The sequence below is a fragment of the Azoarcus sp. Soil_N_20 genome (assembly GCF_057656155.1).
The window spans coordinates 130091-155039 of record NZ_JBDGKX010000009.1; the positions used below are offsets into that span (position 1 = coordinate 130091).

A 24949-nucleotide genomic window follows, 5' to 3' on the forward strand; every position below is an offset into this window, starting at 1 on the left:
CATGACGCTCTCGACCCCAATCTCCACGCCTCAGCCCCGCCGCAACACCCGCCTTGTCCATATCGGCCGGGTGGCCGTGGGCGGCGGCGCGCCGGTGGTGGTGCAGTCGATGACCAACACCGATACCGCCGATGTGCTCGGCACCGCGATGCAGGTGGCCGAACTGGCGCGCGCCGGCTCCGAGATGGTGCGGATCACGGTCAACAACGAGGACGCGGCCAGGGCCGTGCCGCACATCCGCGACCGTCTGCTGGCCCTCAACATGGACGTGCCGCTGGTCGGCGACTTCCACTACAACGGGCACACCCTGCTCGCAAAGCATCCGGCGTGCGCCGAGGCCCTGGCCAAGCTGCGCATCAATCCGGGCAACGTCGGCGCCGGCACCAAGCGCGATCCGCAGTTCGCCGCGATCGTCGAAATCGCGTGCAAGTACGACAAACCGGTGCGGATCGGGGTCAATTGGGGCAGCCTCGACCCGTCGGTGCTGGCACGGATCATGGACCAGAACGCCACTCGCGCCGACCCGCGCGATGCCGGCGCGGTGATGCGCGAGGCACTGGTGGTGTCGGCGCTGGAGTCGGCGGCCAAGGCCGAGGAGTACGGCCTGGCGGGCGACCGCATCATCCTGTCGGCCAAGGTGTCGAGCGTGCAGGACCTGATCGCGGTGTATCGCGATCTGGCGCTGCGCTGCGACTATCCGCTCCACCTCGGATTGACCGAGGCCGGCATGGGCAGCAAGGGCATCGTCGCCTCCACGGCGGCGCTGGCGGTGCTGCTGCAGGAAGGCATCGGCGACACCATCCGGATTTCACTGACCCCGGAGCCGGGCGGCAGCCGCACCCAGGAAGTGGTGGTGGCGCAGGAGATCCTGCAAACCATGGGCTTGCGCGCGTTCACCCCGATGGTGACCGCGTGTCCGGGGTGCGGGCGCACTACCAGCACCTTCTTCCAGGAGCTGGCATCGGGCATCCAGGGCTATGTGCGCGAGCAGATGCCGGTGTGGCGCGAACAGTACGACGGGGTTGAGAACATGACCCTGGCGGTGATGGGCTGCGTGGTCAATGGCCCGGGCGAGAGCAAGCATGCCAATATCGGCATCTCGCTGCCGGGTACCGGCGAAACCCCGGCCGCGCCGGTGTTCGTCGATGGCGAGAAAACGGTCACCCTGCGCGGCGACAACATCGCCGCCGAGTTCAAGGCCATCGTCGACAACTACGTGGCCACCCGCTATGTGAAGAAGGCCGGCTGACCGGCTCCGACCAGTACAAGACAACGACAAGCAGATCCATTCATGAGTCAGATTCAGACATTGCAGGCCGTGCGCGGGATGAACGACATCCTGCCCGACGAGGCCGAGATCTGGGAGCACTTCGAGGACATCGTGCGCGACTGGCTGCGCAGTTACGGCTACCGCCCGATCCGCATGCCCATCGTCGAGCCGACCCCGCTGTTCAAGCGCGCGATCGGCGAAGTCACCGACATCGTCGAGAAGGAAATGTATTCCTTCGAGGATGCCCTCAACGGCGAACATCTGACGCTGCGCCCCGAAGGCACCGCTTCGTGCGTGCGTGCCGCCATTCAGCACAATCTGGTGGCCGCGAGCGGCCCCCAGCGCCTGTACTATCAGGGGCCGATGTTCCGCCATGAGCGTCCGCAGAAAGGGCGCTACCGCCAGTTCCATCAGATCGGAGTCGAGGCGCTCGGCTTTGCCGGGCCCGATGTCGACGCCGAGCACATCATCATGTGCGCGCGGCTGTGGGACGACCTCGGTCTGGAGGACGTCCGCCTCGAACTGAACTCGCTCGGCTCCGCCGAGGAGCGCGCCGTGCATCGTGCTGCGCTGATCGCCTATCTCGAACAGCACCAGGATCGGCTCGACGAGGACGGCAAACGCCGTCTCTACACCAATCCGCTGCGCATCCTCGATACCAAGAACCCAGCACTGCAGGACATCGTCGAAGCCGCGCCGAAACTGGCCGACTACCTCGGTGACGACTCGCAGGCGCATTTCGCCGCCGTGCAGGTGCTGCTCAAGGATGCCGGCATTCCGTACCGCATCAACCATCGTCTGGTACGGGGTCTGGATTACTACAACCGTACCGTGTTCGAATGGGTGACCGACCGTCTCGGCGCGCAGGGCACGGTGTGTGCGGGTGGTCGTTATGACGGACTGGTCAGCCAGCTCGGGGGCAAGCCCCAGCCGGCGGCCGGTTTCGCGATGGGGGTCGAGCGGCTGCTGGCGCTGTGGCGGGAGTGCGGCGGACAGGCCGAGCTGGTGGTGCCCGATGTCTATGTCGTGCATCTTGGCGAAGCGGCCCAGCGCCTGGCGTTCCGGGCGGCGGAAGCCTTGCGCGGACACGGTTTTGCGGCAGTGCTTCACTGCGGCGGAGGCAGCTTCAAGTCACAGATGAAAAAGGCGGACGGCAGTGGTGCCCCGGTTGCGATCGTGATCGGAGAGGATGAAGCGCTGGCGGGCGAGGTCGGGGTCAAGCCGCTGCGCGGGCCGGGGGCGCAGCAGCGGGTCGTGCTCGAGTCGCTGCCCGAGACGGTTGCGCAGCTGCTGTTCAATGACGAGGTTGAGGAAGGGGCTGACAATGGCAGTGTATGACCTGGAAGAACAGGAACAGATTTCCGAACTCAAGGCCTGGTGGGCGCAATACGGCAAACTGGTGACGACGCTTGCCGTCGTCGCGGCGCTTTCATCGGTGGGCTGGCAGGGCTGGCAGTGGTATCAGAACAAGACCGCGGCCGAGGCCGGAGCGCTCTATTTCAGCCTGCAACAGGCAGCAACCGAGAAGGACGCGCAGAAGGCACGCGATGCTGCCGGCCGGCTGATCGGTGACTACGGCGGATCCACCTATGCGCAGCTCGGGGCGCTGTTGTCGGCCTCGGTGCAGTTCGCCAACAACGATCTGGACAACGCCCGCGCCCAGCTCGAATGGGCGGCCGACAAGGGCAAGGATCCTGCACTGCGCGAACTCGCGCGTCTGCGCCTCGCCGTGGTGCTGTTGCAGCAGGGCGCAGCCGATCAGGCGCTGGCGCGTCTGCAACCGGTGCCGTCCGGTGCCTACAAGGCGCGCTTCGAGGATCTTCGCGGCGACGTGCTTGCCGCCCAGGGCAAGACTGCCGAGGCGCGCGCGGCCTATCAGGCGGCGGCAGACACGCTTGGCAGTGCCGGCGACGATGCCGCAACGCTGCGCGAAGTGGTGCGCGTCAAACTCGAATCGCTGGAAGGCTGAACAATGAAATCCTCTTACCTGCGCATGCTGCCCCTGATCGGGGCCCTTGCCTTGCTCGCCGGTTGTTCCTCGTTGAATCCGTTCGCCAGCAGCAGTCCCGGACCGGCGGCCCTGGTCGACATCACCCCGACTGCCGACCTGAGGGCCGCGTGGAAGGCCAGTATCGGCAAATCGGGTCCGTATGTGTTTCAACCGGCCGTGGTCGGCGACAGTGTGTATGCGGCCTCGATGGGTGGCAATGTGGCTCGTTTCGAGGGCGGGCGCGCGGTCTGGCAGGCCGACACCAAGACCGACCTCGCTGCGGGCGTCGGCAGCGATGGCCGGTTGGCGGTCGTGGTGAGTATCGACGGCGTGGCAATTGCCTACGACGCCGAGACCGGTGCCGAGCGCTGGCGTGTTCCGGTCGGTGCGGAAGTGCTCGCGCCGCCGGCGGTCAACGAAGAGGTGGTCGTGCTGCGCGCCTCCGATCACCGTCTGATCGCGCTCAGTCCGGGTGACGGCAGCCGGCGCTGGGTGTACCAGCGCAGCAATCCGCCCCTTGCCTTGCGCAGTTTCGCCGGGGTGGTGCTTGAAGGGGGGGTCGTGCTCGCCGGTTTTCCCGGTGGCAAGATGGCGGCGGTGAACGTCGCCAACGGCGGCGCGCTGTGGGAGTTGAACGTGGCATCGCCACGGGGGGCGACCGAGCTCGAGCGGGTGGCCGACGTCGCCGGAACGCCGGTGATCAGCCGCCGCGAAGTGTGCGCCGTGACCTACCAGGGGCGAGCCGCCTGCTTCGACGGCAGCAACGGCAATGCGCTGTGGGCGCGGGATTTCTCCAGCAGCGTGGGCATGGATCGCGATACCCGGTTTGCGGTCATCACCGATGATCGCGACGCGGTCCAGGCCCTCGATGCCTACAGCGGTGCGAGCGTGTGGAAGCAGGATGCCCTGCCGCGCCGCGTGGTGTCGCGTCCGCTCATCGTCGGCGACCATGTCGCGGTGGGTGACGGCGAAGGTTATGTGCATCTGCTGCAACGTGAGGACGGCGCATTTGCCGCCCGTGACCGCGCCGACAGCAGCCCGATTACTGCGGATCTGCGTCTGCATGGCCGCGGCTTCGTGGTGCAGACGCGCGATGGTGACATCGTTGCCTATGAAGTGCGTTGAGGCGGAATTCTTTCAGTGAAACCTACCATCGTCCTTGTCGGCCGCCCCAACGTGGGCAAGTCGACCCTGTTCAACCGCCTGACCCGTACCCGCGATGCGCTGGTGGCGGATCAGCCCGGTCTCACCCGCGACCGCCACTACGGCATCGGCCGTCTCGGCGACCGGGATTACCTGGTGGTCGACACCGCCGGATTCGATCCGGTCGCCAAGGACGGCATCATGCACGAGATGGCACGCCAGGCCGAACAGGCGATCGCCGAGGCCGACGTGCTGCTGTTCCTCGTCGATGGCCGGGCGGGGCGCACGCCTCATGACGAACAGATCGCGGTCCGGCTGCGTCGTGCCGGCCGTCCGGTGCATGTGGTGGTCAACAAGGCCGAGGGCCTGGACCGCGCGGTGGTGTCGTCCGACTTCCATGCGCTCGGCTTCGGCGAACCGGCGGCCGTATCCGCGGCGCACGGCGACGGCATCAAGCAGCTGATCGACCTGGTGCTGGCGCCGTTTCCGGTGGATAGCGGCCGCGAGTCCACCGATGACGACGGTCCCAAGGTGGCGATCGTTGGCCGTCCGAACGTGGGCAAATCGACCCTGGTCAATACCCTGATCGGCGAAGAGCGGGTGATTGCGTTCGATCTGCCGGGCACCACCCGGGACGCGATCTCGATCCCGTTCGAGCGCGGCGGCAAGCAGTACACGCTGATCGACACGGCAGGGTTGCGGCGGCGGGGCAAGGTTTTCGAGGCGGTGGAGAAGTTCTCCGTGATCAAGACCCTGCAGGCCATCGAGGAGGCCAATGTCGCCGTGCTGGTGCTGGACGCCGCCCAGGACATTTCCGATCAGGACGCCCACATCGCCGGGTTCGTGCTCGATGCCGGCCGTGCGCTGGTGGTTGCGATCAACAAATGGGATGCGGTCGACGACTATCAACGCGACCGCCTCAAGGAAGAGATCGCGCGCCGGCTCGGCTTCCTGTCGTTCGCGCGTTTCCACCACATTTCCGCGCTCAAGGCCGAAGGCGTGGGCGGTTTGCTGAAGTCGGTCGATGCTGCCTACGCGGCCGCCATCTCCAATCTGTCTACGCCGCAACTGACCCGCACCATGCAGGCCGCGATCGCCAAGCAGGCACCCCCGCGCCATGGAACGGCCAGACCCAAGCTGCGCTATGCCCACCAGGGCGGCATGAACCCGCCGATCATCGTGATTCACGGCAATTCGCTGGAGAACCTGCCCACTTCCTATGTCCGCTATCTTGAACGGACCTTCATGGAGGCGTTCAAATTGCAGGGCACACCCTTGCGCATCCAGTTCCGTACTGCGCACAATCCGTATGCCAGCAAACCCTGATTGCGGAAACACCGTATATCCGCACCGGATTTGGTTGCATACTGTTATGTGGCGGTGCAGCAATAAATCCTATACATTCTTATAAACACAAAAGATCGAGGTTCCACAATGAGCAATAAAGGGCAACTCTTACAAGACCCGTTTCTGAACACCCTGCGCCGCGAACATGTGCCGGTTTCGATTTATCTGGTCAATGGCATCAAGCTTCAGGGCCAGATCGAATCGTTCGATCAGTACGTCGTGTTGCTCAAGAATACGGTTACCCAGATGGTGTACAAGCACGCCATTTCGACCGTTGTGCCGGCACGCCCGGTCACCATCCAGCAACAGGATCCCGCCGAGGGCGCGAACTGAACAAGCTCTGTTCCATGAGTGGCCGGTTTGTGCCGGCCGGCCTCTTGTCCGATGTTTGAACGTCCGGGAGCCGGCGAACGAGCGGTACTCGTTCAGCTCGATTTCGGTCAAGGTGCAATCGACGAGCGCCTGTCCGAGCTTAAGCTGCTTGCCGCCAGTGCCGGCGGGAGCGTGGAGGCGGTTGTGTTCGGGCGTCGACCGAGGCCCGATCCGGCGCTGTTCGCCGGGCGTGGCAAGGTGGAAGAAATTGCCGAGGCGCTGCGTGCGCACGAGGCGGATCTGGTGATCTTCAATCACGCCCTGTCGCCCGCGCAGCAGCGCAACCTCGAGCGCACGCTCGGGCACCGGGTGGTGGATCGGACCGCGCTCATCCTCGACATCTTCGCCCTGCGCGCGCGCAGTCACGAAGGCAAACTTCAGGTCGAACTCGCCCAGCTCAGCCATCTCGCAACCCGCCTGGTACGCGGCTGGTCTCACCTCGAGCGGCAGAAGGGCGGGATCGGCTTGCGTGGACCAGGTGAAACCCAGCTCGAGACGGACCGCCGCCTGCTCGGCAATCGGGTCAAGCTGCTCAAGACCCGCCTCGGCAAGATCGAAAAGCAGCGCCTGACCCGCCGTCGCGCGCGCGAACGTCGCGACGTGCTGTCGGTGTCCCTGGTGGGCTATACCAACGCCGGAAAGTCGACCCTGTTCAATGCATTGACCAAGGCCGGAAGCTATGCGGCCGATCAGTTGTTCGCCACCCTGGACACGACCTCGAGGCGCCTTTTTGTCGGATCGGGGAACGTCGTGCTGTCGGATACGGTCGGATTCATCCGTGATCTGCCGCATGCGCTGGTGGCGGCCTTCAAGGCAACCCTCGAGGAAACCGCGCAGGCCGATCTGCTGCTCCATGTCGTGGATTCGGCAAGCGAAGATCGCGACGCCCAGATTCTTGCAGTAAACGAGGTGCTCGCCGAGATCGGGGCCGCCGACGTACCGCAAATCCTGGTTTGGAACAAGATCGATCTGACCCATGCCAGTGCGGCGGTCGAGCGGGATGACTGTGATAAAATCAGGCGCGTTTTGCTGAGCGCGAGAACCGGCGAGGGGCTGGATTTGATACGCGCTGCGCTGGCTGAAGTCGCGCAAGCAGTCATCATCTCCGAACCCGGTCAGCATCCTGAATCCGACAACAACTTTTCATTACAACAGTGATAACAGGCATTCTCATGTCCCTCAATGATCCACGCTGGGGAAACCGCGGAAACGACGGTGACCGCGGCGAAGGCAATCGCGGCGGCAATAATCAAGGCCCTCCCGATCTCGAAGAGGTGTGGCGGGATTTCAATCAGCGCCTGTCCGGTATTTTCGGCGGCAAGCGCGGTGGCCGCAATGGCGGACCGGGTGGCGGTAACGACGGTGGCGGCGGTGGTCCGACCCTGCCGGACTTCTCGTTCAAGCAGTTCGGCGGCGGTATCGGTGCCTTGCTGGCGCTGGTGGTGGTGATCTGGCTTGCAAGCGGGTTCTACACGGTCGATGCCAACCAGCGCGGCGTGGTGCTGCGTCTGGGCAAGTTCACCGAAACCACCGAGCCGGGCCTGCGCTGGCGTCTGCCGGCACCGATCGAAACCCACGAAATCGTCGACTTGACCGGTGTTCGCACGGTCGAGGTGGGCTATCGGGGTACCGATCGCAACAAGGTGCTGCGCGAGTCGCTGATGCTCACCGATGACGAGAACATCGTCAACATCCAGTTCGCGGTGCAGTACGTACTCAAGAGTCCGGAAAACTACGTGTTCAACAACCGTTTCCCGGACGAGGCCGTGGCCCAGGGGGCGGAAACCGCGATGCGCGAGATCGTCGGCAAGAGCCGGATGGACTTCGTGCTCTACGAGGGCCGTGAGGAAATCGCCGCCACCGCGCAGGAGTTGCTGCAGCGCATTCTGGATCGATATGAGACCGGCATCCTGATCAGCCGGGTGACGTTGCAGAACGCCCAGCCGCCGGAACAGGTGCAGGCTTCGTTCGACGATGCGGTCAAGGCCGGTCAGGATCGCGAACGGCAGAAGAACGAAGGTGAAGCCTACGCCAACGATGTCATCCCGCGCGCCCGCGGTACGGCGTCGCGCCTGATCGAGGAAGGCAACGCCTACCGAGAACGGGTCGAGGCCAACGCCGAGGGTGAGGCGAGTCGCTTCACTCAGGTGTTTGCAGAATTCAAGCGTGCGCCCGAGGTGACTCGCGAGCGTATGTACCTCGAAACCATGCAACAGGTACTGGGCAGTGCGAGCAAGGTCATGATCGATGCCAAGGGCAGCGGCAACATGCTGTTCCTGCCACTCGACAAGCTCATTCAGCAGGCCGGCGGAAGCCCGGCAGCAGCGGCTGCGGCTACCGATTCGCAACTGACCCTGCCTTCAGCAACCAATGCGCCGGCCGGTAGCCAGGACCCGCGTAGCCGGGATCTGCTGCGCAGCCGCGAACGTGGAGAACGTTGATGCGTGACAAGATGCCCCTGATCGGGGGGGTGCTGCTGTTTATCGCAGTGGTCGCCTCGATGTCCCTTTTTACCGTCGACCAGCGTCAGTATGCGATCGTGTTTCAGCTTGGTGAAGTGAAGGAAGTCATCAGCACGCCTGGCCTCAACGTCAAGCTGCCGCTGATCCAGAACGTGCGCTTCTTCGACAAGCGCATCCTGACCATGGATACCGCCGAGCCGGAACGTTTCATCACGTCCGAGAAGAAGAACGTGCTGGTGGACCACTTCGTCAAGTGGCGCATCATCGACCCGCGGCTGTACTACGAGTCGGTGGCCGGCGACGAGTCCCGTGCCCGCATCCGCCTGACCCAGACGGTCAATTCCGGTCTGCGTGAGGAATTCGGTCGGCGGACGGTGCATGACGTGGTGTCCGGTGAGCGTGACCAGATCATGGAAGACATGCGGGCGAGAGCCGACCAGGATGCACGCAAGATCGGCGCCCAGATCATCGACGTGCGGCTCAAGCGCGTCGACCTGCCGACCGAGGTGTCGGAGTCGGTCTATCGCCGCATGGAGGCCGAGCGCAAGCGAGTGGCCAACGAACTCCGCTCCGAAGGTGCGGCCGAAGCCGAGAAGATTCGCGCCGATGCCGACCGCCAGCGCGAGGTCATCATCGCCGAAGCGTACCGGGATGCCCAGCAGCTCAAGGGTGCCGGCGATGCGAAGGCGACTGCGATCTATGCCGAGGCCTTTGGTCAGAGCCCCGAGTTCTACTCGTTCTACCGTAGCCTCGAGGCCTATCGTGGCAGCTTCTCCGGCAAGGATGACGTGATGGTGATCGATCCGAGTTCGGATTTCTTCAAGTTCATGAAGAGCTCCCGAGGGACGGATCGGAACTGATTCCCGATGGGCGCTACCCTGATGATGGCCTTCGCGCTGATGTTGATACTCGAAGGTATCGTTCCCTTTGTCGCGCCAGCCGCCTGGCGCGATACCTTTTTGCGCCTCGCCCGCCTCGGTGACGGTCAGATCCGCTTTGTCGGACTGTCATCGATGCTGGTCGGGCTGGTCCTGCTGTTTGTCTTTGGTTGAACCTTACATGCGCTGGGTATTGCCCGATCACATCCAGGACGCACTGCCGTCCGAAGCCGACAAGCTGGAGGGACTGCGTCGCCGTTTGCTCGACGCCTTCCGCGTGCGCGGTTATCAGCTGGTGATGCCGCCGCTGCTGGAATATCTCGATTCGCTGACCACCGGTGCCGGCCAGGATCTGCGTCTACGCACCTATCAGCTGGTGGACCAGTTGTCCGGGCGCACCATGGGCGTGCGTGCCGACATGACGCCACAGGTGACCCGGATCGATTCGCACCTGCTCAATCGCAAGGGTGTGTCGCGGCTGTGTTACTGCGGCAGCGTGCTGCATACCCTGCCGTCGACGCTGACCGCAACGCGCGAGCCTCTGCAGATCGGCGCCGAACTCTACGGCCATGGGGGCATCGAGGCCGATATCGAGATCGTGCACCTGCTGGCCGAGGTGATGCGGCTGGCGGATGTCCCGGCAACGCGGATCGATATCGGCCATGTCGGTCTGTTCCATGCCCTCGCCGCGCGTGCCGGCCTGGTTCCCGAGCGCGAGGAGATGTTGTTCGACGTGTTGCAGAGCAAGGATGTGCCCGGTCTTCGTGACATGCTGGTCGATGTCGCCGAGCCGGTGCGTAGCGCGCTGCTGCTGTTGCCGCAGCTCTATGGGGGCGCCGAGGTGCTCGACGTCGCCGCGGCGAGCTTGCCGCAGGATGCCGAGATTGCCGCGGCACTCGACGATCTGCGCCAGCTCGCGGGCGCGCTGGCTGATCTGCCGGTGAGCTTCGATCTGGCCGATCTGCGCGGCTATCACTATCACAGCGGCGTGGTGTTTGCGGCCTATGGCAGGGGTTCGCCGGCCGCACTCGCCCTCGGCGGCCGCTATGACCGGGTGGCACAGGCGTTCGGTCGCTCGCGGCCCGCCACCGGTTTCAGTCTGGATCTGCGCGAGCTTGCCCTGGGTTTGCCCGACCCGGAAGCGGCGGGGGCGATTCTGGCACCGGGCGGCACCGACGCTGCCTTGTCGATCGAAGTGGAGGCCCTGCGCGAGCGGGGCGAAATCGTGGTGACCGCATTGCCGGGGCACGACGGAACGTGGAATGAAGCCGGATGCAACCGGCAGCTTGTGATGCGGGGAGGCCGGTGGACGGTCGAGCCGCTTCAGGGAGAGTAACTGGATGGCAAAGAACGTGGTGGTCGTCGGTACCCAGTGGGGCGACGAGGGCAAGGGCAAGATCGTCGACTGGCTGACCGATCATGCGCGCGGCGTGGTCCGTTTCCAGGGTGGGCACAATGCCGGCCACACGCTGGTGATCGGGCAGACCGAGTACAAGCTCAATCTGGTGCCCTCGGGCATCGTGCGCGAAGGCGTGGCCTGCTATATCGGCAACGGCGTGGTGCTGGACATCCACCACCTGCTGTCCGAAATCGCCACCCTCGAGGCCGGCGGGATCAAGGTGCGCGAGCGCTTGCGCATCAGCCCGGGCTGTCCGCTGATTCTCGGTTACCACGCCGCGCTCGATCGCGCGCGCGAGGCGGTCAAGTCGGATTGCGACAAGATCGGCACTACCGGCAAGGGCATCGGCCCGACCTACGAAGACAAGGTCGCCCGTCGCGCGCTGCGGGTGTACGACCTGTTCGATCGCGAGCGTTTCGCCGAGAAGCTCAAGGCCAACCTCGAGTATCACAATTTCGTGCTCACCCAGCACCTGGGCGCCGAGGCGGTCGAATTCCAGGCCGTGTTCGACCAGGCGATGGCCGATGCCGAGAAGATTCTGCCGATGGTGGCGGATGTCTCGGCCGAGCTGTACGCGGTGAACAAGAATGGCGGCAGCCTGCTGTTCGAAGGCGCGCAGGGTACCCTGCTCGACATCGATCACGGCACCTATCCGTTCGTGACCTCCAGCAACTGTGTTGCCGGACAGGCGGCGGCGGGCTCCGGGGTGGGGCCGGGGCGCCTGCACTATGTGCTGGGCATCACCAAGGCCTATTGCACGCGTGTGGGCGGCGGTCCGTTCCCGACCGAGCTCGATATCGAGACCAAGGGCGTGCCCGGCGAGCAGATGTCGAACAAGGGGCGCGAATTCGGCACCGTCACCGGGCGCAAGCGCCGCTGCGGCTGGCTCGATCTCGCGGCCCTGAAGCGCTCGATCATCATCAACGGCGTGACCGGGCTGTGCATCACCAAGCTCGACGTGCTCGACGGTCTCGCCGAACTGAGGCTGTGCACCGGTTACATGCTCGATGGCAGACGTATCGATCTGCTGCCGATGGGCTCCGAAGAGGTCACCCGCTGCGAGCCGATCTACGAAACCCTGTCGGGCTGGAGCGGTACCACCTTCGGTGCGCAGAGCTGGGACGCCCTGCCGCAGGAGGCGCGGGCCTATCTGCACCGGATCGAAGAAATCTGCGAGATCCCGATCGATGTCATCTCGACCGGTCCCGAGCGCGACGAGACCATTCTGCGCCGTCATCCGTTTGGTGCCTGAGTTGGGCGCTGGAACCGAAACCGGCTGCAAGGCCGGTTTCATCGCCGTGTGCGGGAGCGGAGGCAGAAAAGCGAAAAGCCGACTCGCGGTCGGCTTTCCTTTGAAACTGGTGCCCAGAAGAGGACTCGAACCTCCACGCCTCGCAGCGCTAGTACCTGAAACTAGTGCGTCTACCAATTCCGCCATCTGGGCAGGGAGGCGCATTGTAGCCGGATCCCTTGCCGGATGGAAGGCGGGATCCACAAAAAACCACGCCTACTGCGTGTGCGCCCGGGCCATTGGCCCTGCGACTTCGAACGGAGTGGCAGCCGTCGCCCGGACCGGTGCCCGCACCGGACGAAACCAACAAAAAAGCCGCTCCGAAGAGCGGCTTTCCTGCGAAACTGGTGCCCAGAAGAGGACTCGAACCTCCACGCCTCGCAGCGCTAGTACCTGAAACTAGTGCGTCTACCAATTCCGCCATCTGGGCAAGAGCCGCGCATTATAAGCACCTAAAGAAGAAAGTCAATGACCAGGAACACCAAAAAAACCACTGCCGATTCCGGCACGCCCGCCACCGCGCCGACCACCGGAAAGCGCAAGACCGCCAAGACCAGCGGTCCCTCGGCGATTCGCCGCGCCGACCCTTACTTCGAGCGCGAGACGCAGAAGTACGAGGCGCCGCTACCCAGTCGCGAATACATCGAGCAGACCCTCGCCGAAGTCGGCGTGCCGATGTCGGTCGACGAACTGGTGCAGGCGCTCGATATCCGCCCTGAGGAACTGGAGCACTTCGACCGTCGTCTGCGCGCCATGCAGCGTGACGGCCAACTCGTGCGCAACCGTCGCGATGCATGCCTGCTGCCGGACAAGGCCGACCTGATCCGGGGCAAGGTCGAGGGCCATCCCGACGGATTCGGCTTCCTGCGGCGCGACGACGGCGGCGCCGACATCTTTCTCGGCCCGAAGGAAATGCGCGAAGTGCTGCATGGCGACCGGATCATTGTCCGGATCGCCGGGCAGGACCGCCGCGGTCGGCCCGAGGGCAAGGTCGTCGAGATCCTCGAGCGCGCCAATACGCGTGTCGTCGGGCGCGTGCTCAACGAGCACGGCGTACTGCTGGTGGTGCCCGAGAACCACCGTCTGGCGCAGGACATCCTGATCGCCCCCGGAGGCAAGAAGCCCTTGCCCGGACAGGTGGTCACGGTCGAACTGATCGAGCAGCCGACCAAGTACGCCCAGCCGATCGGCCGCGTCGTCGAGGTGCTCGGCAACTATGCCGATTCCGGCATGGAGATCGAGATCGCGCTGCGCAAGCACGAGCTGCCCTACGAGTTCTCGGCCGAGACCAAACTCGAAACCCGCAAGCTGCCGGTCAAGGTGCGCAAGAAGGACTGGGCCGAGCGCGAAGACATCACCGCGCTGCCGCTGGTCACCATCGACGGCGAGACCGCGAAGGACTTCGACGATGCGGTGTATTGCGAGCGTCAGGGCCGGGGTTTCCGGCTGATCGTCGCGATCGCCGACGTCTCGCACTATGTCGACGCGGGCAGCGCGCTCGACAAGGACGCGTACGACCGCGGCAATTCGGTGTATTTCCCGCGCAGGGTGATCCCGATGCTGCCGGAGAAGCTCTCCAACGGACTGTGTTCGCTCAATCCGCAGGTCGAACGACTGTGCATGGTCGCCGACATGAGCCTGTCGATGACCGGCGTGATCAAGGCCTATCGTTTCTACCCGGCGGTGATGTTCTCCCATGCGCGACTGACCTACACTAAGGTCGCCGCCGCGCTCTACGATCAGGATAGGGCCGCGCTCGACGAGGTCGGCGCACTGCTGCCCCACCTGCAGAACCTCGACAAGCTGTTCCGGGTGCTGCTCAAGGCGCGCGCCAAGCGCGGTGCGATCGATTTCGAAACCACCGAAACACGGATGATCTTCGACGACAACGGCAAGATCGAGCGCATCGTGCCGGAAGTGCGCAACGACGCCCACCGCCTGATCGAGGAATGCATGCTCGCGGCCAACGTGTGCGCCTCGGATTTCCTGCAGACCCGCGCCCATCCTGCGCTGTACCGCGTCCATGAAGGCCCGACCCCGGAAAAGCTGGAGAAGCTGCGCGGCTTCCTGACCGAGTTCGGTCTCGGCCTGGGCGGGGGCGAGGATCCGCACGCCAAGGACTACGCGGCGCTGCTCGACAAGGTCAAGGACCGCCCCGACGCCCAGCTGCTGCAGACGGTGATGCTGCGCTCGCTGCGTCAGGCGGTGTACAGCCCGGACAACGCCGGCCATTTCGGCCTCGCGTATGAAGCCTATACCCACTTCACGTCGCCGATCCGGCGTTATCCGGACCTGCTGGTGCACCGTGCGATCAAGGCGGCGCTGAAGAGCGAGCACTACCAGCCCGGCGACTGGGACGAGATCGGGGTCCATTGTTCGACCACCGAACGCCGCGCCGACGAAGCGACCCGCGATGTGGTGTCGTGGCTCAAGTGCTATTACATGCAGGACCGGGTCGGCGAGGAATTTTCCGGAAGCGTTTCGGCAGTGGTACCCTTCGGCCTCTTCGTCGCGCTGGACGATATTTTCATCGAGGGACTGGTACACATTTCCGAGCTCGGAAGCGATTATTTCCACTTCGACGAGACGCGCCACGAGCTCGTCGGCGAGCGCACCAATGCTCGATTCCGGCTGTCGGAGCGGGTCAAGGTGCAACTGGTGCGGGTCGATCTCGAGACCAACAAGATCGACTTCCGCCTGACCCAGGGGGTCGAGCGGCCGACCGAGCGCATCGGCAAGACCGCCCGCGATCAAGCCTCCCCTGCCGACGGCGGACAGGGTGGGCGCACCGGGCGGCGTTCGCCACGCTCCGAGGCAGCGGGCGGACATGGCGCGAGTCGCGCCGCCGGCTCGAATCCGGCTGCGGGCGCGGAACGCGATTCCACCCCCGGGCCTGCCGCCAAGCCGCGTGCGACGGCAGGCAAGACCAAACCGCAGGCTGCGGTAGCAGCCGCACCCAGGAAGAAAGGCAAGCGTCGTGGTTAAAGCTCCATCCCGTTCCGGCTCCCGTGCCCACTCCAGCGAGGGCGGGCCGCGTAGCGCGCGCGCGCCGCGTCCGGCAGGGCAGGGGCCGACGTCAAAGTCCGCTCCCAGGCCGGTGGCGAAACCAAAGCGTCCTGCCGCGGCAGAGCGCAGCGCGGATGACGAGCCGCCTGTTGTCGCAGCCGCAAGCGCGACGCCCTCGTCGCGCCTGATCTATGGTTTTCATGCCGTGCTCGGCAAGCTGCGGCGGGATCCGGAGGCCGTGTTCGAACTCTATCTGTCGAGCCAGCGCCAGGATATCCGCGCCCGCGACGTGCTGCAGCTGGCGGATTCGCAGGGCGTACGCCTGATCCTGACCGAGTCGGAGCGCCTCGACGGCATGGTCGGCACCCGCCGGCACCAGGGCGTGATCGCCCGGGTGGACGCCCGCCATCGCGAACTCAAGCTCGCCGATGTACTCGAAAGTCTGGATGAGCCCGCATTGTTGCTGGTGCTCGACGGCGTGCAGGATCCGCACAATCTTGGTGCCTGTCTGCGGGTCGCCGATGCCGTCGGTGCCCATGCGGTGGTCGCGCCCAAGGATCGCGCGGTCGGTCTCAACGCAACGGCGATCAAGGTCGCGAGCGGTGCGGCGGATACCGTGCCCTACATCACCGTGACCAATCTGGCGCGCAGCCTGCGCGAGATGCAGGAGGCCGGTATCTGGGTGATCGGGGCGGCCGGCGAGGCCGAGAAGACGGTATTCGAGGTCGACCAGAAGGGGCCGGTGGCGTGGGTGCTGGGCGCCGAGGGCGACGGGCTGCGCAGGCTCACCCGTGACACCTGCGACGTGCTGGCGAAGATTCCGATGCTGGGTTCGGTGGAAAGCCTCAACGTATCGGTGGCAAGCGGAATCTGCCTGTTCGAGGCCCGCCGCCAGCGGGTGGGGTGACCAGTGGCAGAGGCAGCACTCTGCTGTTTGAAACCGGGGGCCATGATTGGCACCGCGAAGCGATGATGCAAGGGCCGGGAGGTTCGGGATGAAGTCTGCACTGGGGTTTCTGGTTGCGGCCAAGCGCTGCGAGATTCAGGGGCTGGAGCAGCTCGAGGTCACCAGCGGCCTGGTCAAGGGGGTGAGCGAGCTGGTCCATATGCTGCAGAAGGAGCGCGGGACCTCGAATGTGTTCCTCGCCTCGCGGGGCGCCCGCTTTGTCGATCAGCGTGCCGAGCGTGCCGATGCCAGTCGGGATGTCGAGGCCGCGGTGCGGGATCGTTTCAGCCAGCTCGATACCGACTCGGGACGCATGGCGGGCGGGGTTCGGCTGTTCACGCGGATTGCCTATGTGCTCCATGGCCTCGATGCGCTGCCCGACCTGAGGCGGCGAGTCGTCGGCCAACAGATTACGGCGGACGAGGCGACGCGCAGCTTTACCGAACTGATCGCGGGCTTGCTTGCGGTCGTGTTCGAAGCCGCCGATACGGCGGCCGATCCGGTGATCTCGCGGGCGCTGGTTGCACTGTTCAATTTTATGCAGGGCAAGGAGCTCGCCGGCCAGGAGCGGGCGGTCGGTGCGGCCGGGTTCGCGATCGGCAAGTTCGAGCTTGCCGATCAGCAGCGCCTGCAGCACCTGATCGAGGCCCAGGAACGCTGTTTCCAGATCTTTTCCGAGTTCGCCGATCCGACCCTGCGCACCATCTGGCGCAATGCGCAGAGCGCCCCCGGGATCGCCGAAGTCGAGCGCATGCGCCGCAGCGCGTGCGCGCCGGCAGGTGCGCGGCCGACGGCCGATGCGAGCGATCGCTGGTTCGATTGCACCACCGCACGGATCGACGCGATGCGTCAGGTCGAGGACTGCGCGACCAATGCCTTGCTGCAGCTGTGCGAGGCCAAACTGGACGAGGCGAGGGCCGACCTCCACGATCACAAGCGCTTTCTCGATACCCTGTCTGCGCTCGGCACCCGCGCGGCCACGCCGGTTGCGGTGTTTTTCGACAAGCCCGGCGCAGGGCTGGAAGAGGTGCCCCCCGCAGCCGGTAGCGGGGCCGTGCTGGCTGCCGATGGCCTCAGCCCGCAACTCGGGCGTTCGGTCCTAGACCTGATGCAGGCCCAGTCGCAGCGTCTGCAGACCATGAGCGACGAACTCAACACGGCCCGTGCGGCGCTCAACGAGCGCAAGCTGGTCGAGCGTGCCAAGGGCCTGCTGATGTCGCGCCGTGGAATGAGCGAGGACGAGGCCTACAAGCTGCTGCGCCAGACGGCGATGAACCAGAATCGACGCATCGCCGACGTCGCCGAAGCAACCCTCGCGCTGGCCGACTTTCTCCGTCCGGACTGAGCGCCGCGCGCCGCCGAACACGGCGGCGTGCACACGGGCCGTGTCCCCTGGCAGGCGCCGCCGCGTCGACCAACCCCCACTCCGCTCCGTCGATACCCGCACCCTCCGCCCGCACTAAGCTTGTGCGGCGGGAGGGGTTATTGCACTGCAGCAGTGCGCATTGTGGTGCGTCGGATGTGTGGGCTCCATCCTGCAATGCCTCTGGATCCCGGATTTCTCTCCGTATTTTTGTCTTGGCACGTTTGCTGCTTTAGCTAAAGCAAAGCCGAACCAATGCTGGTTTGGCGTTCGATTCAGATCGAACACTGGACAACGGCGTCCATTCGTCTTTCGCCTTGAAGCGCGGGAGAGGAATGGGCGCCTTTTTGTTTTTGAATGCCAACGAAGGCAAGGAGCGCAACATGACCAAGCAAACGATCAAGACCCCCGAACTCTCGCGCCGGGGCTTCATCAAGGCCGGCGCGGCAGCGGGTACGGCAGCGATGTTGTCCGGCCTGTTTCCCGGCGGAGTGTGGGCGGCGGGTTCCGATGCGCCCGAGAAGAAGGAAATCAAGGTCGGCTTCATTCCGCTGACCGATTGCGCCTCGGTGGTGATGGCGGCGACGCAGAAGTTCGACGAGAAGTACGGGATTAAGATCATCCCGAGCAAGGAAGCGAGCTGGGCGGCAGTGCGCGACAAGCTGGTGAGCGGCGAGCTGGATGCGGCCCACGTGCTGTACGGTCTGGTGTATGGCGTGCACCTGGGCGTCGGTGGCGCCAAGAAGGACATGGCCAACCTGATGACCCTCAACAACAATGGGCAGGGCATCTCGCTGTCGATGCAGATGAAGGAAAAGGGTGCGGTCGACGGTGCATCGCTGAAGAAGGTCGTTGCCGCCAGTCCGGCTGGCACCTACACCTTCGCCCAGACCTTCCCCACCGGTACCCACGCGATGTGGCTGTACTACTGGCTGGCGGCCCACGACATCCATCCGTTCCAGGACGTGAAGTCCATAGTCGTGCCGCCGCCGCAGATGGTGGCCAACAGCCGCGTCGGCAACATGCACGGTTTCTGCGTCGGCGAGCCGTGGAACCAGCGCGCGATCGTAGACAAGGTCGGCTTTTCGGTGGCGACGTCCCAGGACGTGTGGACCGACCATCCGGAGAAGATCCTCGGCACCACCGCCGAGTGGGTGGCGAAGAACCCGAACAGCGCCCGTGCGCTGACCGCCGCGGTGCTCGAAGCCTCGCGCTGGATCGACGCCTCGCAGGCCAACCGTCGCACCACGGCGGAGACCATTGCCGCGCGCTCCTACGTCAATACCGACATGGACGTGATCCTTGGCCGCATGCTCGGCCGCTACGAGAACGGGCTGGGCAAGACCTGGGATGACCCCAACTTCATGAAGTTCTTCAACGACGGCGCGGTGAACTTCCCCTACCTGTCGGATGGGATGTGGTTCCTGACCCAGCATCGCCGCTGGGGCCTGATCGACAAGGATCCGGACTACCTCGGGGTGGCCAAGGCGATCAACCGTGTCGACATCTACAAGCAGGCCGCCACCGCCGCCGGCGTTGCCCTGCCCAAGAGCGACATGCGCAGCAGCAAGCTGATCGACGGCGTGGTGTGGGACGGCATGGACCCGGTGAAGTACGCCGGCGGGTTCAAGGTCAAGGTCTGAGCGGGAGGACGGAGCGATGACAGCAGCGATGATCGCGGACCGGCCGGTGGCCGGAGCCGACATGGGGGCCGCCAGAGTGGCGGCCGTGCGTAACGAAGCGGAGAGCGGGCCGGTCGTGAGCGTGGTGAAGCAGCAGGCGGCACCGCTCGAGGAGGCTCGAACGGAGGCCGGCGCCGGGCGCGCCGGCGAGTGGCTGCGGGCAATCGGGCGGGCAGTGTTTCCGCCGGTGCTCGGCCTGGCGCTGCTGATCGGCCTGTGGCATCTGGCTACCCTCAACGGTGGCGGTATCCCCAGTCCGGGCAAGACCTGGGATGCGGCAGTGGTGCTGTTCTCCGATCCGTTCTACCGCGAAGGGCCCAACGACCAGGGTATCGGCTGGAACGTGCTCGCCTCGCTCGAGCGCGTCGCCATCGGCTTCGGCATCGCGGCTGCGGTGGGCATACCGGCCGGCTTCATGATCGGGCGCTTTGCGGTGTTGTCGCAGATGCTCAACCCGATCATCAGCTTGCTGCGTCCGGTGAGCCCGCTGGCCTGGCTGCCGATCGGCCTGCTGGTGTTCCAGCGCGCCGACCCGGCCGCGACCTGGACCATCTTCATCTGCTCGATCTGGCCGATGATCCTCAACACCGCCCAGGGCGTGACCCGCGTGCCGCAGGACTACCTCAACGTCGCCCGCGTGCTCAACCTGTCGGAGTGGAAGATCTTCACCCGGATCCTGTTCCCCGCGGTGCTGCCCTACATGCTGACCGGCATCCGGCTGTCGATCGGCACCGCCTGGCTGGTGATCGTGGCCGCCGAGATGCTCACCGGCGGCGTCGGCATCGGCTTCTGGGTGTGGGACGAGTGGAACAACCTCAAGGTCGAGCACATCATCATCGCCATCTTCGTGATCGGCATCGTCGGCCTGATTCTCGAACAGATGCTGATGCTGGTTGCACGGCGCTTCAGCTACGAGAGCCGCTAAGGAGACCATGATGGCGAAAAAAATCGTACAGATCGAGAATGTCGGCCAGACCTTCGACACCAAGAAGGGCAAGTTCGTGGCCCTGCGCGACGTCAGCCTGGACATCCACGAGGGCGAGAGCATCTCCCTGATCGGCCACTCCGGCTGCGGCAAATCGACCCTGCTGAACCTGATCGCCGGCCTCACCCGCCCGACCGGCGGGGTGATGCTGTGCGAGGGCCGCGAGATCGCCGGCCCCGGGCCGGAGCGCGCGGTGGTGTTCCAGAACCACTCGCTGCTGCCGTGGCTGACCTGCTTCGACAACGTGTACCTGGCGGTGGAGCGGGTATTCTCGGCCAAGGAGGGCAAGGCCAAGCTGCGCCAACGTACTCACGAGGCGCTCGAACTGGTCGGACTCACCCATGCCGAAAGCAAGTATCCGCACGAGATCTCCGGCGGCATGAAGCAGCGCGTCGGCATCGCCCGCGCGCTGTCGATGCAGCCGCGCATCCTGCTGATGGACGAGCCCTTCGGTGCGCTCGACGCGCTCACCCGCGCCAATCTGCAGGACGAACTGATGAAGATCCTCGCCGCGACCAAGGCCACCATGGTGATGGTCACCCACGATGTGGACGAAGCGGTGCTGCTGTCCGACCGTGTGGTGATGCTCACCAACGGCCCGGCCGCGACCATCGGCGAGATCCTCGAGGTGAAGCTCGAGCGGCCGCGCGACCGCCTGGTCCTTGCCCATGACGCGCACTTCGGCGACTGCCGTGCGGCAATCATGGAGTTCCTCTACCACAAGCAGCTCAAGCGCGCGGCCTGAGCCGTCATCCTGCGCCGGTGAGAGCCGGGCAGTCGGCCTTGGAAGAGGTCGGCTGCCCGGCTTTCCGTTTTCGGCCGGCGGGTCGTGTCGCCGGCAGCCGCTTGCGGCCTCGGCAATGCCGGCTGTCACCGGCGATGTGCGATGTTGTGGTGCAGCACGGCATCCGATGCACTGGAATGGTGCTGAAAATGACCGGGCAATGTCATACTTGAAATCCGGTAGTTATGAGAAAAAATATTTAAAAACATGTTGTTATGAACTATTCCAAGGCCTGGCATCCATCTTGCGATAGGGTGTTCAACAGCTGGAGCAACGTGGCTCCGGTGTAGTGCTTGAAGCAGAGCATGCGGACAACGGCGTCCGCCGTTCCACGGGGTTCTCACCCTACGGAACGGCGAGACGCCGCTTTTTTTCGCTTTGAGTTTCGTAGTGGAGATTTCGATCATGGCCAAGGTGTTACTCGTTGGAGCCGGCCCCGGCGCTGCAGACCTGCTGACGGTCCGCGCGGCTCGTGCCATCAGTGAGGCCGACGTGCTGCTCGTCGATGCGTTGGTCACCGATGAGGTGGTGGCGCTCGCGAAACCCGGGGCACGCGTGCTGCATGTCGGCAAGCGTGGCGGGATGAAGTCGGCGGCGCAGGATCACATTCATCGCGTCATGGCCCGTTATGCGCGGCGCGGATTGACGGTGACCCGGGTCAAGGGTGGCGACCCGTTCGTGTTCGGTCGCGGCGGCGAAGAGGTGGAATACCTGCGCGCGCTCGGCATCGAAGCCGAGGTCGTGCCCGGCCTCACCGCCGGCATCGCGGTGCCGGCCGCGGTCGGCATTCCGGTGACCCACCGTGCCTACACCCACGGCGTGACCCTGGTCACCGGGACCGCGGGCGAAGGCTGCGGCGAACCGAACTGGAACGCCCTGGCAAAGAGCGGCACCACGCTGGTCATCTACATGGGGCTGGGACGTCTGCTCAACATCGTTGCGCGGCTGATTGCCGGCGGCCTGCCGCCGGATACCCCGGCGGCGGCGATCGCCTCGGGCACCTTGCCCGGCCAGCGCCACGTCAAGGGCACGCTGTCCGAACTGCCCGCCCGGGTCAGCGCAGAAGGGCTGGCCACCCCCGCAATCATCGTCGTCGGCGAAGTGGCGGCGCTGGCCGCCGCCACTGACCTCCGCCAGCACGATCTGGCTGCACGCGCCTACGCGGCCTGAAGGAGAACATCATGCGCAAACAGAAACTCGTCATGGTCGGCAACGGCATGGCCGGCGTGAAAACCCTGGAAGAACTGCTCAAGCACGCTCCCGATCGCTACGACATCACCGTGTTCGGCGCCGAGCCGCACGGCAATTACAACCGCATCCTGCTGTCCCCGGTGCTGGCAGGCGAGATGACCCTGCCCGACATCATGTTGAACGACCTCGACTGGTATCGCGAACACGGCATCACCCTGCATGCCGGGCGCAAGGTGGTCGAGATCAACCGCGCGCGCCGCATCGTGCGCGCCGACGACGGTACCGAGGCCCATTACGACCGCCTGCTGCTGGCCACCGGTTCGGTGCCCTTCATCCTGCCGGTGCCGGGCAAGGACCTGCCCGGGGTGATCGCCTACCGTGACATCGCCGATACCGAGGCCATGATCGACGCGGCGAAGAGTCACCGCCATGCGGTGGTGATCGGCGCCGGTCTGCTCGGCCTCGAGGCCGCCAATGGCCTCGTGCTGCGGGGCATGGAGGTGACCGTGGTTCACCTCGCCGGCTGGATCATGGAGCGCCAGCTCGACAAACCGGCGGCCGACCTGTTGCAGGCCTCGCTCGAAGCCAAGGGCATGAAGTTCCGGCTGTCGGCACAGACCGCCGAACTGTTGCCGGTCGACGGCAGCGAGGGGGCGGCCCGCGTGGGGGCGGTGCGGCTGAAGGACGGCACGCTGATCCCGGCCGACCTGGTGGTGATGGCCGCCGGCATCCGCCCGAGCACCGCACTGGCCGAATCGACCAAGCTGCACTGCGACCGCGGCATCGTGGTCAGCGATACGCTGCAGACCATCACCGATCCACGCGTCTATGCGGTAGGCGAATGCGCCAACCACCGCGGCATCGCCTACGGCCTGGTCGCGCCGCTGTTCGATCAGGCCAAGGTCTGCGCCAATCACCTCGCCGGCTACGGCATCGGCCGCTATCAGGGTTCGGTGACCTCGACCAAGCTCAAGGTCACCGGCGTCGACGTATTCTCGGCCGGCGACTTTCAGGGCGGGACGGAGTGCGACGAGATCGTGCTCCACGACCGTGCCGGCGGCGTGTACAAGAAGCTGGTGCTCAAGGACGACAAGCTCGCCGGCGCGGTGATGGTCGGTGACACCGCCGACGGCGCGTGGTATTTCCAGCTCGTGCGCGAGGGCAAGGATGTCGCCGAGATGCGTGACCACCTGATGTTCGGTCAGGGCTTTGCCCAGTCCCAGCTTGGCGACGCCGGCCATCAGGGCCAGAGCCAGGCCGCACTGCTGCCCGATAGTGCGGAGATCTGCGGCTGCAACGGGGTGTGCAAGGGCACCATCGTCAAGGCCATCCAGGAGCACGGCCTGTTCTCGCTCGACGAAGTGCGCAAGCACACCAAGGCCTCATCCTCGTGCGGTTCCTGCACCGGCCTGGTGGAGCAGATTCTCGCTTCCACCGTGGGCGGTGCCTACCAGGCGGTGGACAAGCACGCCAAGGCGATCTGCGGCTGCACCGATCACACCCATGGCGAGGTCCGCGCCGCGATTCGCGAGCAAAAGCTGCTCACCATCCCGGATACGATGAGGGCGCTCGACTGGCAGACGCCCAATGGCTGCGCGACCTGCCGGCCGGCCCTCAACTATTACCTGATCTCGACCTGGCCGCACGAGGCCGAGGACGATCCGCAGAGCCGCTTCATCAACGAGCGTGCCCACGCCAACATCCAGAAGGACGGTACCTATTCGGTGGTGCCGCGGATGTGGGGCGGGCTGACCACCCCGGACGAGCTGCGCGCGATCGCCGCCGCGGCGGAGAAATACCAGGTCCCCACGGTGAAGGTCACCGGGGGCCAGCGCATCGACCTGCTCGGGGTGAAGAAGGACGACCTGCCCGCGATCTGGGCCGACCTCAACGCGGCCGGCATGGTTTCCGGGCACGCCTACGGCAAGAGCCTGCGCACGGTGAAGACCTGCGTCGGCATGGAACATTGCCGGTTCGGCACCCAGCTGGCGATGGAGATGGGGGTCAAGCTGGAGAAGATGCTGTTCGGCATGTGGAGCCCGCACAAGGTCAAACTCGCGGTGTCGGGCTGCCCGCGCAACTGCGCCGAATCGGGAATCAAGGACGTCGGCATCATCGGCGTCGATTCGGGCTATGAGATCTATGTGGCCGGCAACGGCGGGATCAAGACCGAGGTGGCGCAGTTCTTCTGCAAGGTGGGCAGCGACGAGGAGGTGATGGAGTACGCCGGCGCCTTCCTCCAGCTCTACCGCGAGGAGGCCTACTATCTCGAGCGCACCTGCCACTACATCGAACGTGTCGGTCTCGAGCGCGCGAAGAAGCTGGTCGTCGACGATGCCGCCAGCCGCAAGGCGCTGTACGAGCGTCTGCTGTTCGCGCTCAAGGATGCCCCCGACCCCTGGGCCGAGCAGCAGGCCGCACCGCTCGTGCGCCAGTACAAAACCATCCGGCTGAACCTCGACGACAACGGAGACCGCCATGGCCTGGCAGAAACTATGCCCGCTTGACGAGATTCCCGTGCTCGGCGCGCGCGTGATCGCCCACCCCGACGGCAACATCGCGGTGTTCCGTGCCGAGGGCGACAGTGTGTTCGCCCTGGTCGATGTCTGTCCGCACAAGGGTGGTCCGCTGTCGCAGGGCATCGTGCACGGCAGCGGGGCACAGGCCCGGGTGACCTGTCCGCTGCATGGCTGGAACATCGAGCTCGATTCGGGGCTGGCGTGTGCGCCGGACGCGGGCTGTACCGGGCGTTTCCCGGTTCGCATCGATCGGGGCGACGTATGGCTGGACGCATAGGCAGACGGTCCACGCCACCCGGCGGCCAGCGTGAACAGGAGCGA

General features: G+C 65.2%; 22 protein-coding genes and 2 tRNA genes. 21 read left to right on the forward strand and 3 right to left on the reverse strand.

Features of this window, described 5'->3' with window-relative positions:
- Position 1: 1 nt before the first annotated feature.
- The 12 genes from ispG to AC3A35_RS18275 all read left to right on the forward strand — a co-directional run bounded on the left by ispG (position 2) and on the right by AC3A35_RS18275 (position 12113).
- On the forward strand, positions 2 to 1249 hold the full coding sequence (ispG, locus tag AC3A35_RS18220; RefSeq protein WP_487437611.1) for a flavodoxin-dependent (E)-4-hydroxy-3-methylbut-2-enyl-diphosphate synthase: 1248 nt from the start codon (positions 2 to 4) through the stop codon (positions 1247 to 1249).
- A gap of 42 nt (positions 1250 to 1291) precedes the next feature.
- Positions 1292 to 2608: a histidine--tRNA ligase gene (gene hisS / locus AC3A35_RS18225; protein ID WP_487437612.1), complete on the forward strand. Its 1317-nt coding sequence runs from the start codon at positions 1292 to 1294 to the stop codon at positions 2606 to 2608.
- Positions 2595 to 3239, forward strand: a complete 645-nt coding sequence (locus tag AC3A35_RS18230) for a YfgM family protein (protein WP_487437613.1) — start codon at positions 2595 to 2597, stop codon at positions 3237 to 3239. The genes hisS and AC3A35_RS18230 overlap by 14 nt, the downstream gene beginning before the upstream one ends.
- Positions 3240 to 3242: 3 nt before the next feature.
- Positions 3243 to 4385 carry an outer membrane protein assembly factor BamB gene (gene bamB, locus AC3A35_RS18235; protein ID WP_487437614.1) on the forward strand — a complete coding sequence of 381 codons (1143 nt, stop codon included), beginning with the start codon at positions 3243 to 3245 and terminating at the stop codon, positions 4383 to 4385.
- Between the two features lie 15 nt (positions 4386 to 4400).
- Positions 4401 to 5729 carry a ribosome biogenesis GTPase Der gene (gene der / locus AC3A35_RS18240; RefSeq protein WP_487437615.1) on the forward strand — a complete coding sequence of 443 codons (1329 nt, stop codon included), beginning with the start codon at positions 4401 to 4403 and terminating at the stop codon, positions 5727 to 5729.
- A gap of 108 nt (positions 5730 to 5837) precedes the next feature.
- Entirely contained in the window at positions 5838 to 6083 is a 246-nt protein-coding gene (gene hfq, locus AC3A35_RS18245) for an RNA chaperone Hfq (RefSeq protein ID WP_487437616.1), read from the forward strand.
- Positions 6084 to 6134: 51 nt separating this feature from the next.
- On the forward strand, positions 6135 to 7280 hold the full coding sequence (gene hflX, locus AC3A35_RS18250) for a ribosome rescue GTPase HflX (RefSeq protein WP_487437617.1): 1146 nt from the start codon (positions 6135 to 6137) through the stop codon (positions 7278 to 7280).
- Between the two features lie 14 nt (positions 7281 to 7294).
- Complete coding sequence (hflK, locus tag AC3A35_RS18255) at positions 7295 to 8563, forward strand: FtsH protease activity modulator HflK (protein WP_487437618.1); 1269 nt, start codon at positions 7295 to 7297, stop codon at positions 8561 to 8563.
- Positions 8563 to 9444, forward strand: a complete 882-nt coding sequence (gene hflC, locus AC3A35_RS18260; RefSeq protein ID WP_487437619.1) for a protease modulator HflC — start codon at positions 8563 to 8565, stop codon at positions 9442 to 9444. Before hflK ends, hflC begins: the two co-directional genes overlap by 1 nt.
- A gap of 6 nt (positions 9445 to 9450) precedes the next feature.
- The gene (locus AC3A35_RS18265) at positions 9451 to 9636 is read left to right on the forward strand and encodes a DUF2065 domain-containing protein (RefSeq protein WP_487437620.1); all 186 of its coding nucleotides are present in this window, start codon (positions 9451 to 9453) and stop codon (positions 9634 to 9636) included.
- Between the two features lie 7 nt (positions 9637 to 9643).
- Positions 9644 to 10798, forward strand: a complete 1155-nt coding sequence (locus tag AC3A35_RS18270; RefSeq protein WP_487437621.1) for an ATP phosphoribosyltransferase regulatory subunit — start codon at positions 9644 to 9646, stop codon at positions 10796 to 10798.
- Between the two features lie 4 nt (positions 10799 to 10802).
- A complete protein-coding gene (locus AC3A35_RS18275; RefSeq protein WP_487437622.1) occupies positions 10803 to 12113 on the forward strand; it encodes an adenylosuccinate synthase in 1311 nt (436 codons plus the stop codon).
- 107 nt (positions 12114 to 12220) lie between these two features.
- Here the strand turns inward: AC3A35_RS18275 and AC3A35_RS18280 are convergent.
- Both AC3A35_RS18280 and AC3A35_RS18285 read right to left on the reverse strand, forming a co-directional pair.
- A tRNA-Leu gene (locus AC3A35_RS18280) sits at positions 12221 to 12305 on the reverse strand.
- A 192-nt stretch (positions 12306 to 12497) separates the two neighbouring features.
- Positions 12498 to 12582 (reverse strand) — tRNA-Leu (locus tag AC3A35_RS18285).
- 38 nt (positions 12583 to 12620) lie between these two features.
- Between AC3A35_RS18285 and rnr the strand changes: the two genes are divergently transcribed.
- The 6 genes from rnr (at position 12621) to AC3A35_RS18315 (ending at position 20879) form a co-directional block, all read left to right on the forward strand.
- Positions 12621 to 15137 carry a ribonuclease R gene (gene rnr, locus AC3A35_RS18290; RefSeq protein ID WP_487437623.1) on the forward strand — a complete coding sequence of 839 codons (2517 nt, stop codon included), beginning with the start codon at positions 12621 to 12623 and terminating at the stop codon, positions 15135 to 15137.
- A 205-nt stretch (positions 15138 to 15342) separates the two neighbouring features.
- Positions 15343 to 16065: a 23S rRNA (guanosine(2251)-2'-O)-methyltransferase RlmB gene (gene rlmB / locus AC3A35_RS18295; protein ID WP_487437709.1), complete on the forward strand. Its 723-nt coding sequence runs from the start codon at positions 15343 to 15345 to the stop codon at positions 16063 to 16065.
- An 88-nt stretch (positions 16066 to 16153) separates the two neighbouring features.
- Positions 16154 to 17449 (forward strand): nitrate- and nitrite sensing domain-containing protein, encoded by a 1296-nt coding sequence (locus AC3A35_RS18300; RefSeq protein ID WP_487437624.1) that lies wholly within the window; start codon positions 16154 to 16156, stop codon positions 17447 to 17449.
- Between the two features lie 401 nt (positions 17450 to 17850).
- Positions 17851 to 19110, forward strand: coding sequence for a CmpA/NrtA family ABC transporter substrate-binding protein (locus AC3A35_RS18305; protein ID WP_487437625.1), 1260 nt, complete (start codon positions 17851 to 17853; stop codon positions 19108 to 19110).
- A gap of 16 nt (positions 19111 to 19126) precedes the next feature.
- Entirely contained in the window at positions 19127 to 20074 is a 948-nt protein-coding gene (gene ntrB / locus AC3A35_RS18310) for a nitrate ABC transporter permease (protein WP_487437626.1), read from the forward strand.
- Positions 20075 to 20084: 10 nt separating this feature from the next.
- Positions 20085 to 20879, forward strand: coding sequence for an ABC transporter ATP-binding protein (locus tag AC3A35_RS18315; protein WP_487437711.1), 795 nt, complete (start codon positions 20085 to 20087; stop codon positions 20877 to 20879).
- A 125-nt stretch (positions 20880 to 21004) separates the two neighbouring features.
- On the opposite strand, the gene AC3A35_RS18320 is transcribed toward AC3A35_RS18315, so the two are convergent.
- Entirely contained in the window at positions 21005 to 21331 is a 327-nt protein-coding gene (locus AC3A35_RS18320; protein ID WP_487437627.1) for a hypothetical protein, read from the reverse strand.
- Between AC3A35_RS18320 and cobA the strand changes: the two genes are divergently transcribed.
- Genes cobA through nirD form a run of 3 tightly spaced genes read left to right on the forward strand, consistent with a single transcriptional unit; the run spans position 21324 to position 24905 of the window.
- Entirely contained in the window at positions 21324 to 22088 is a 765-nt protein-coding gene (gene cobA, locus AC3A35_RS18325; RefSeq protein ID WP_487437628.1) for a uroporphyrinogen-III C-methyltransferase, read from the forward strand. The genes AC3A35_RS18320 and cobA overlap by 8 nt on opposite strands.
- A gap of 11 nt (positions 22089 to 22099) precedes the next feature.
- Positions 22100 to 24616 carry a nitrite reductase large subunit NirB gene (gene nirB, locus AC3A35_RS18330; RefSeq protein WP_487437629.1) on the forward strand — a complete coding sequence of 839 codons (2517 nt, stop codon included), beginning with the start codon at positions 22100 to 22102 and terminating at the stop codon, positions 24614 to 24616.
- Positions 24588 to 24905, forward strand: coding sequence for a nitrite reductase small subunit NirD (gene nirD, locus AC3A35_RS18335; protein ID WP_487437630.1), 318 nt, complete (start codon positions 24588 to 24590; stop codon positions 24903 to 24905). The genes nirB and nirD overlap by 29 nt, the downstream gene beginning before the upstream one ends.
- Positions 24906 to 24949: the final 44 nt, after the last annotated feature.

Coding starts and splice junctions, on each gene's coding strand:
- ispG (WP_487437611.1), top strand. CDS start 2: ATGACGCTCTCGACCCCAATCTCCACGCCTCAGCCCCGCCGCAACACC.
- hisS (WP_487437612.1), top strand. CDS start 1,292: ATGAGTCAGATTCAGACATTGCAGGCCGTGCGCGGGATGAACGACATC.
- AC3A35_RS18230 (WP_487437613.1), top strand. CDS start 2,595: ATGGCAGTGTATGACCTGGAAGAACAGGAACAGATTTCCGAACTCAAG.
- bamB (WP_487437614.1), top strand. CDS start 3,243: ATGAAATCCTCTTACCTGCGCATGCTGCCCCTGATCGGGGCCCTTGCC.
- hfq (WP_487437616.1), top strand. CDS start 5,838: ATGAGCAATAAAGGGCAACTCTTACAAGACCCGTTTCTGAACACCCTG.
- hflX (WP_487437617.1), top strand. CDS start 6,135: ATGTTTGAACGTCCGGGAGCCGGCGAACGAGCGGTACTCGTTCAGCTC.
- hflK (WP_487437618.1), top strand. CDS start 7,295: ATGTCCCTCAATGATCCACGCTGGGGAAACCGCGGAAACGACGGTGAC.
- hflC (WP_487437619.1), top strand. CDS start 8,563: ATGCGTGACAAGATGCCCCTGATCGGGGGGGTGCTGCTGTTTATCGCA.
- AC3A35_RS18265 (WP_487437620.1), top strand. CDS start 9,451: ATGGGCGCTACCCTGATGATGGCCTTCGCGCTGATGTTGATACTCGAA.
- AC3A35_RS18270 (WP_487437621.1), top strand. CDS start 9,644: ATGCGCTGGGTATTGCCCGATCACATCCAGGACGCACTGCCGTCCGAA.
- AC3A35_RS18275 (WP_487437622.1), top strand. CDS start 10,803: ATGGCAAAGAACGTGGTGGTCGTCGGTACCCAGTGGGGCGACGAGGGC.
- rnr (WP_487437623.1), top strand. CDS start 12,621: ATGACCAGGAACACCAAAAAAACCACTGCCGATTCCGGCACGCCCGCC.
- AC3A35_RS18300 (WP_487437624.1), top strand. CDS start 16,154: ATGAAGTCTGCACTGGGGTTTCTGGTTGCGGCCAAGCGCTGCGAGATT.
- AC3A35_RS18305 (WP_487437625.1), top strand. CDS start 17,851: ATGACCAAGCAAACGATCAAGACCCCCGAACTCTCGCGCCGGGGCTTC.
- ntrB (WP_487437626.1), top strand. CDS start 19,127: ATGACAGCAGCGATGATCGCGGACCGGCCGGTGGCCGGAGCCGACATG.
- AC3A35_RS18315 (WP_487437711.1), top strand. CDS start 20,085: ATGGCGAAAAAAATCGTACAGATCGAGAATGTCGGCCAGACCTTCGAC.
- cobA (WP_487437628.1), top strand. CDS start 21,324: ATGGCCAAGGTGTTACTCGTTGGAGCCGGCCCCGGCGCTGCAGACCTG.
- nirB (WP_487437629.1), top strand. CDS start 22,100: ATGCGCAAACAGAAACTCGTCATGGTCGGCAACGGCATGGCCGGCGTG.
- nirD (WP_487437630.1), top strand. CDS start 24,588: ATGGCCTGGCAGAAACTATGCCCGCTTGACGAGATTCCCGTGCTCGGC.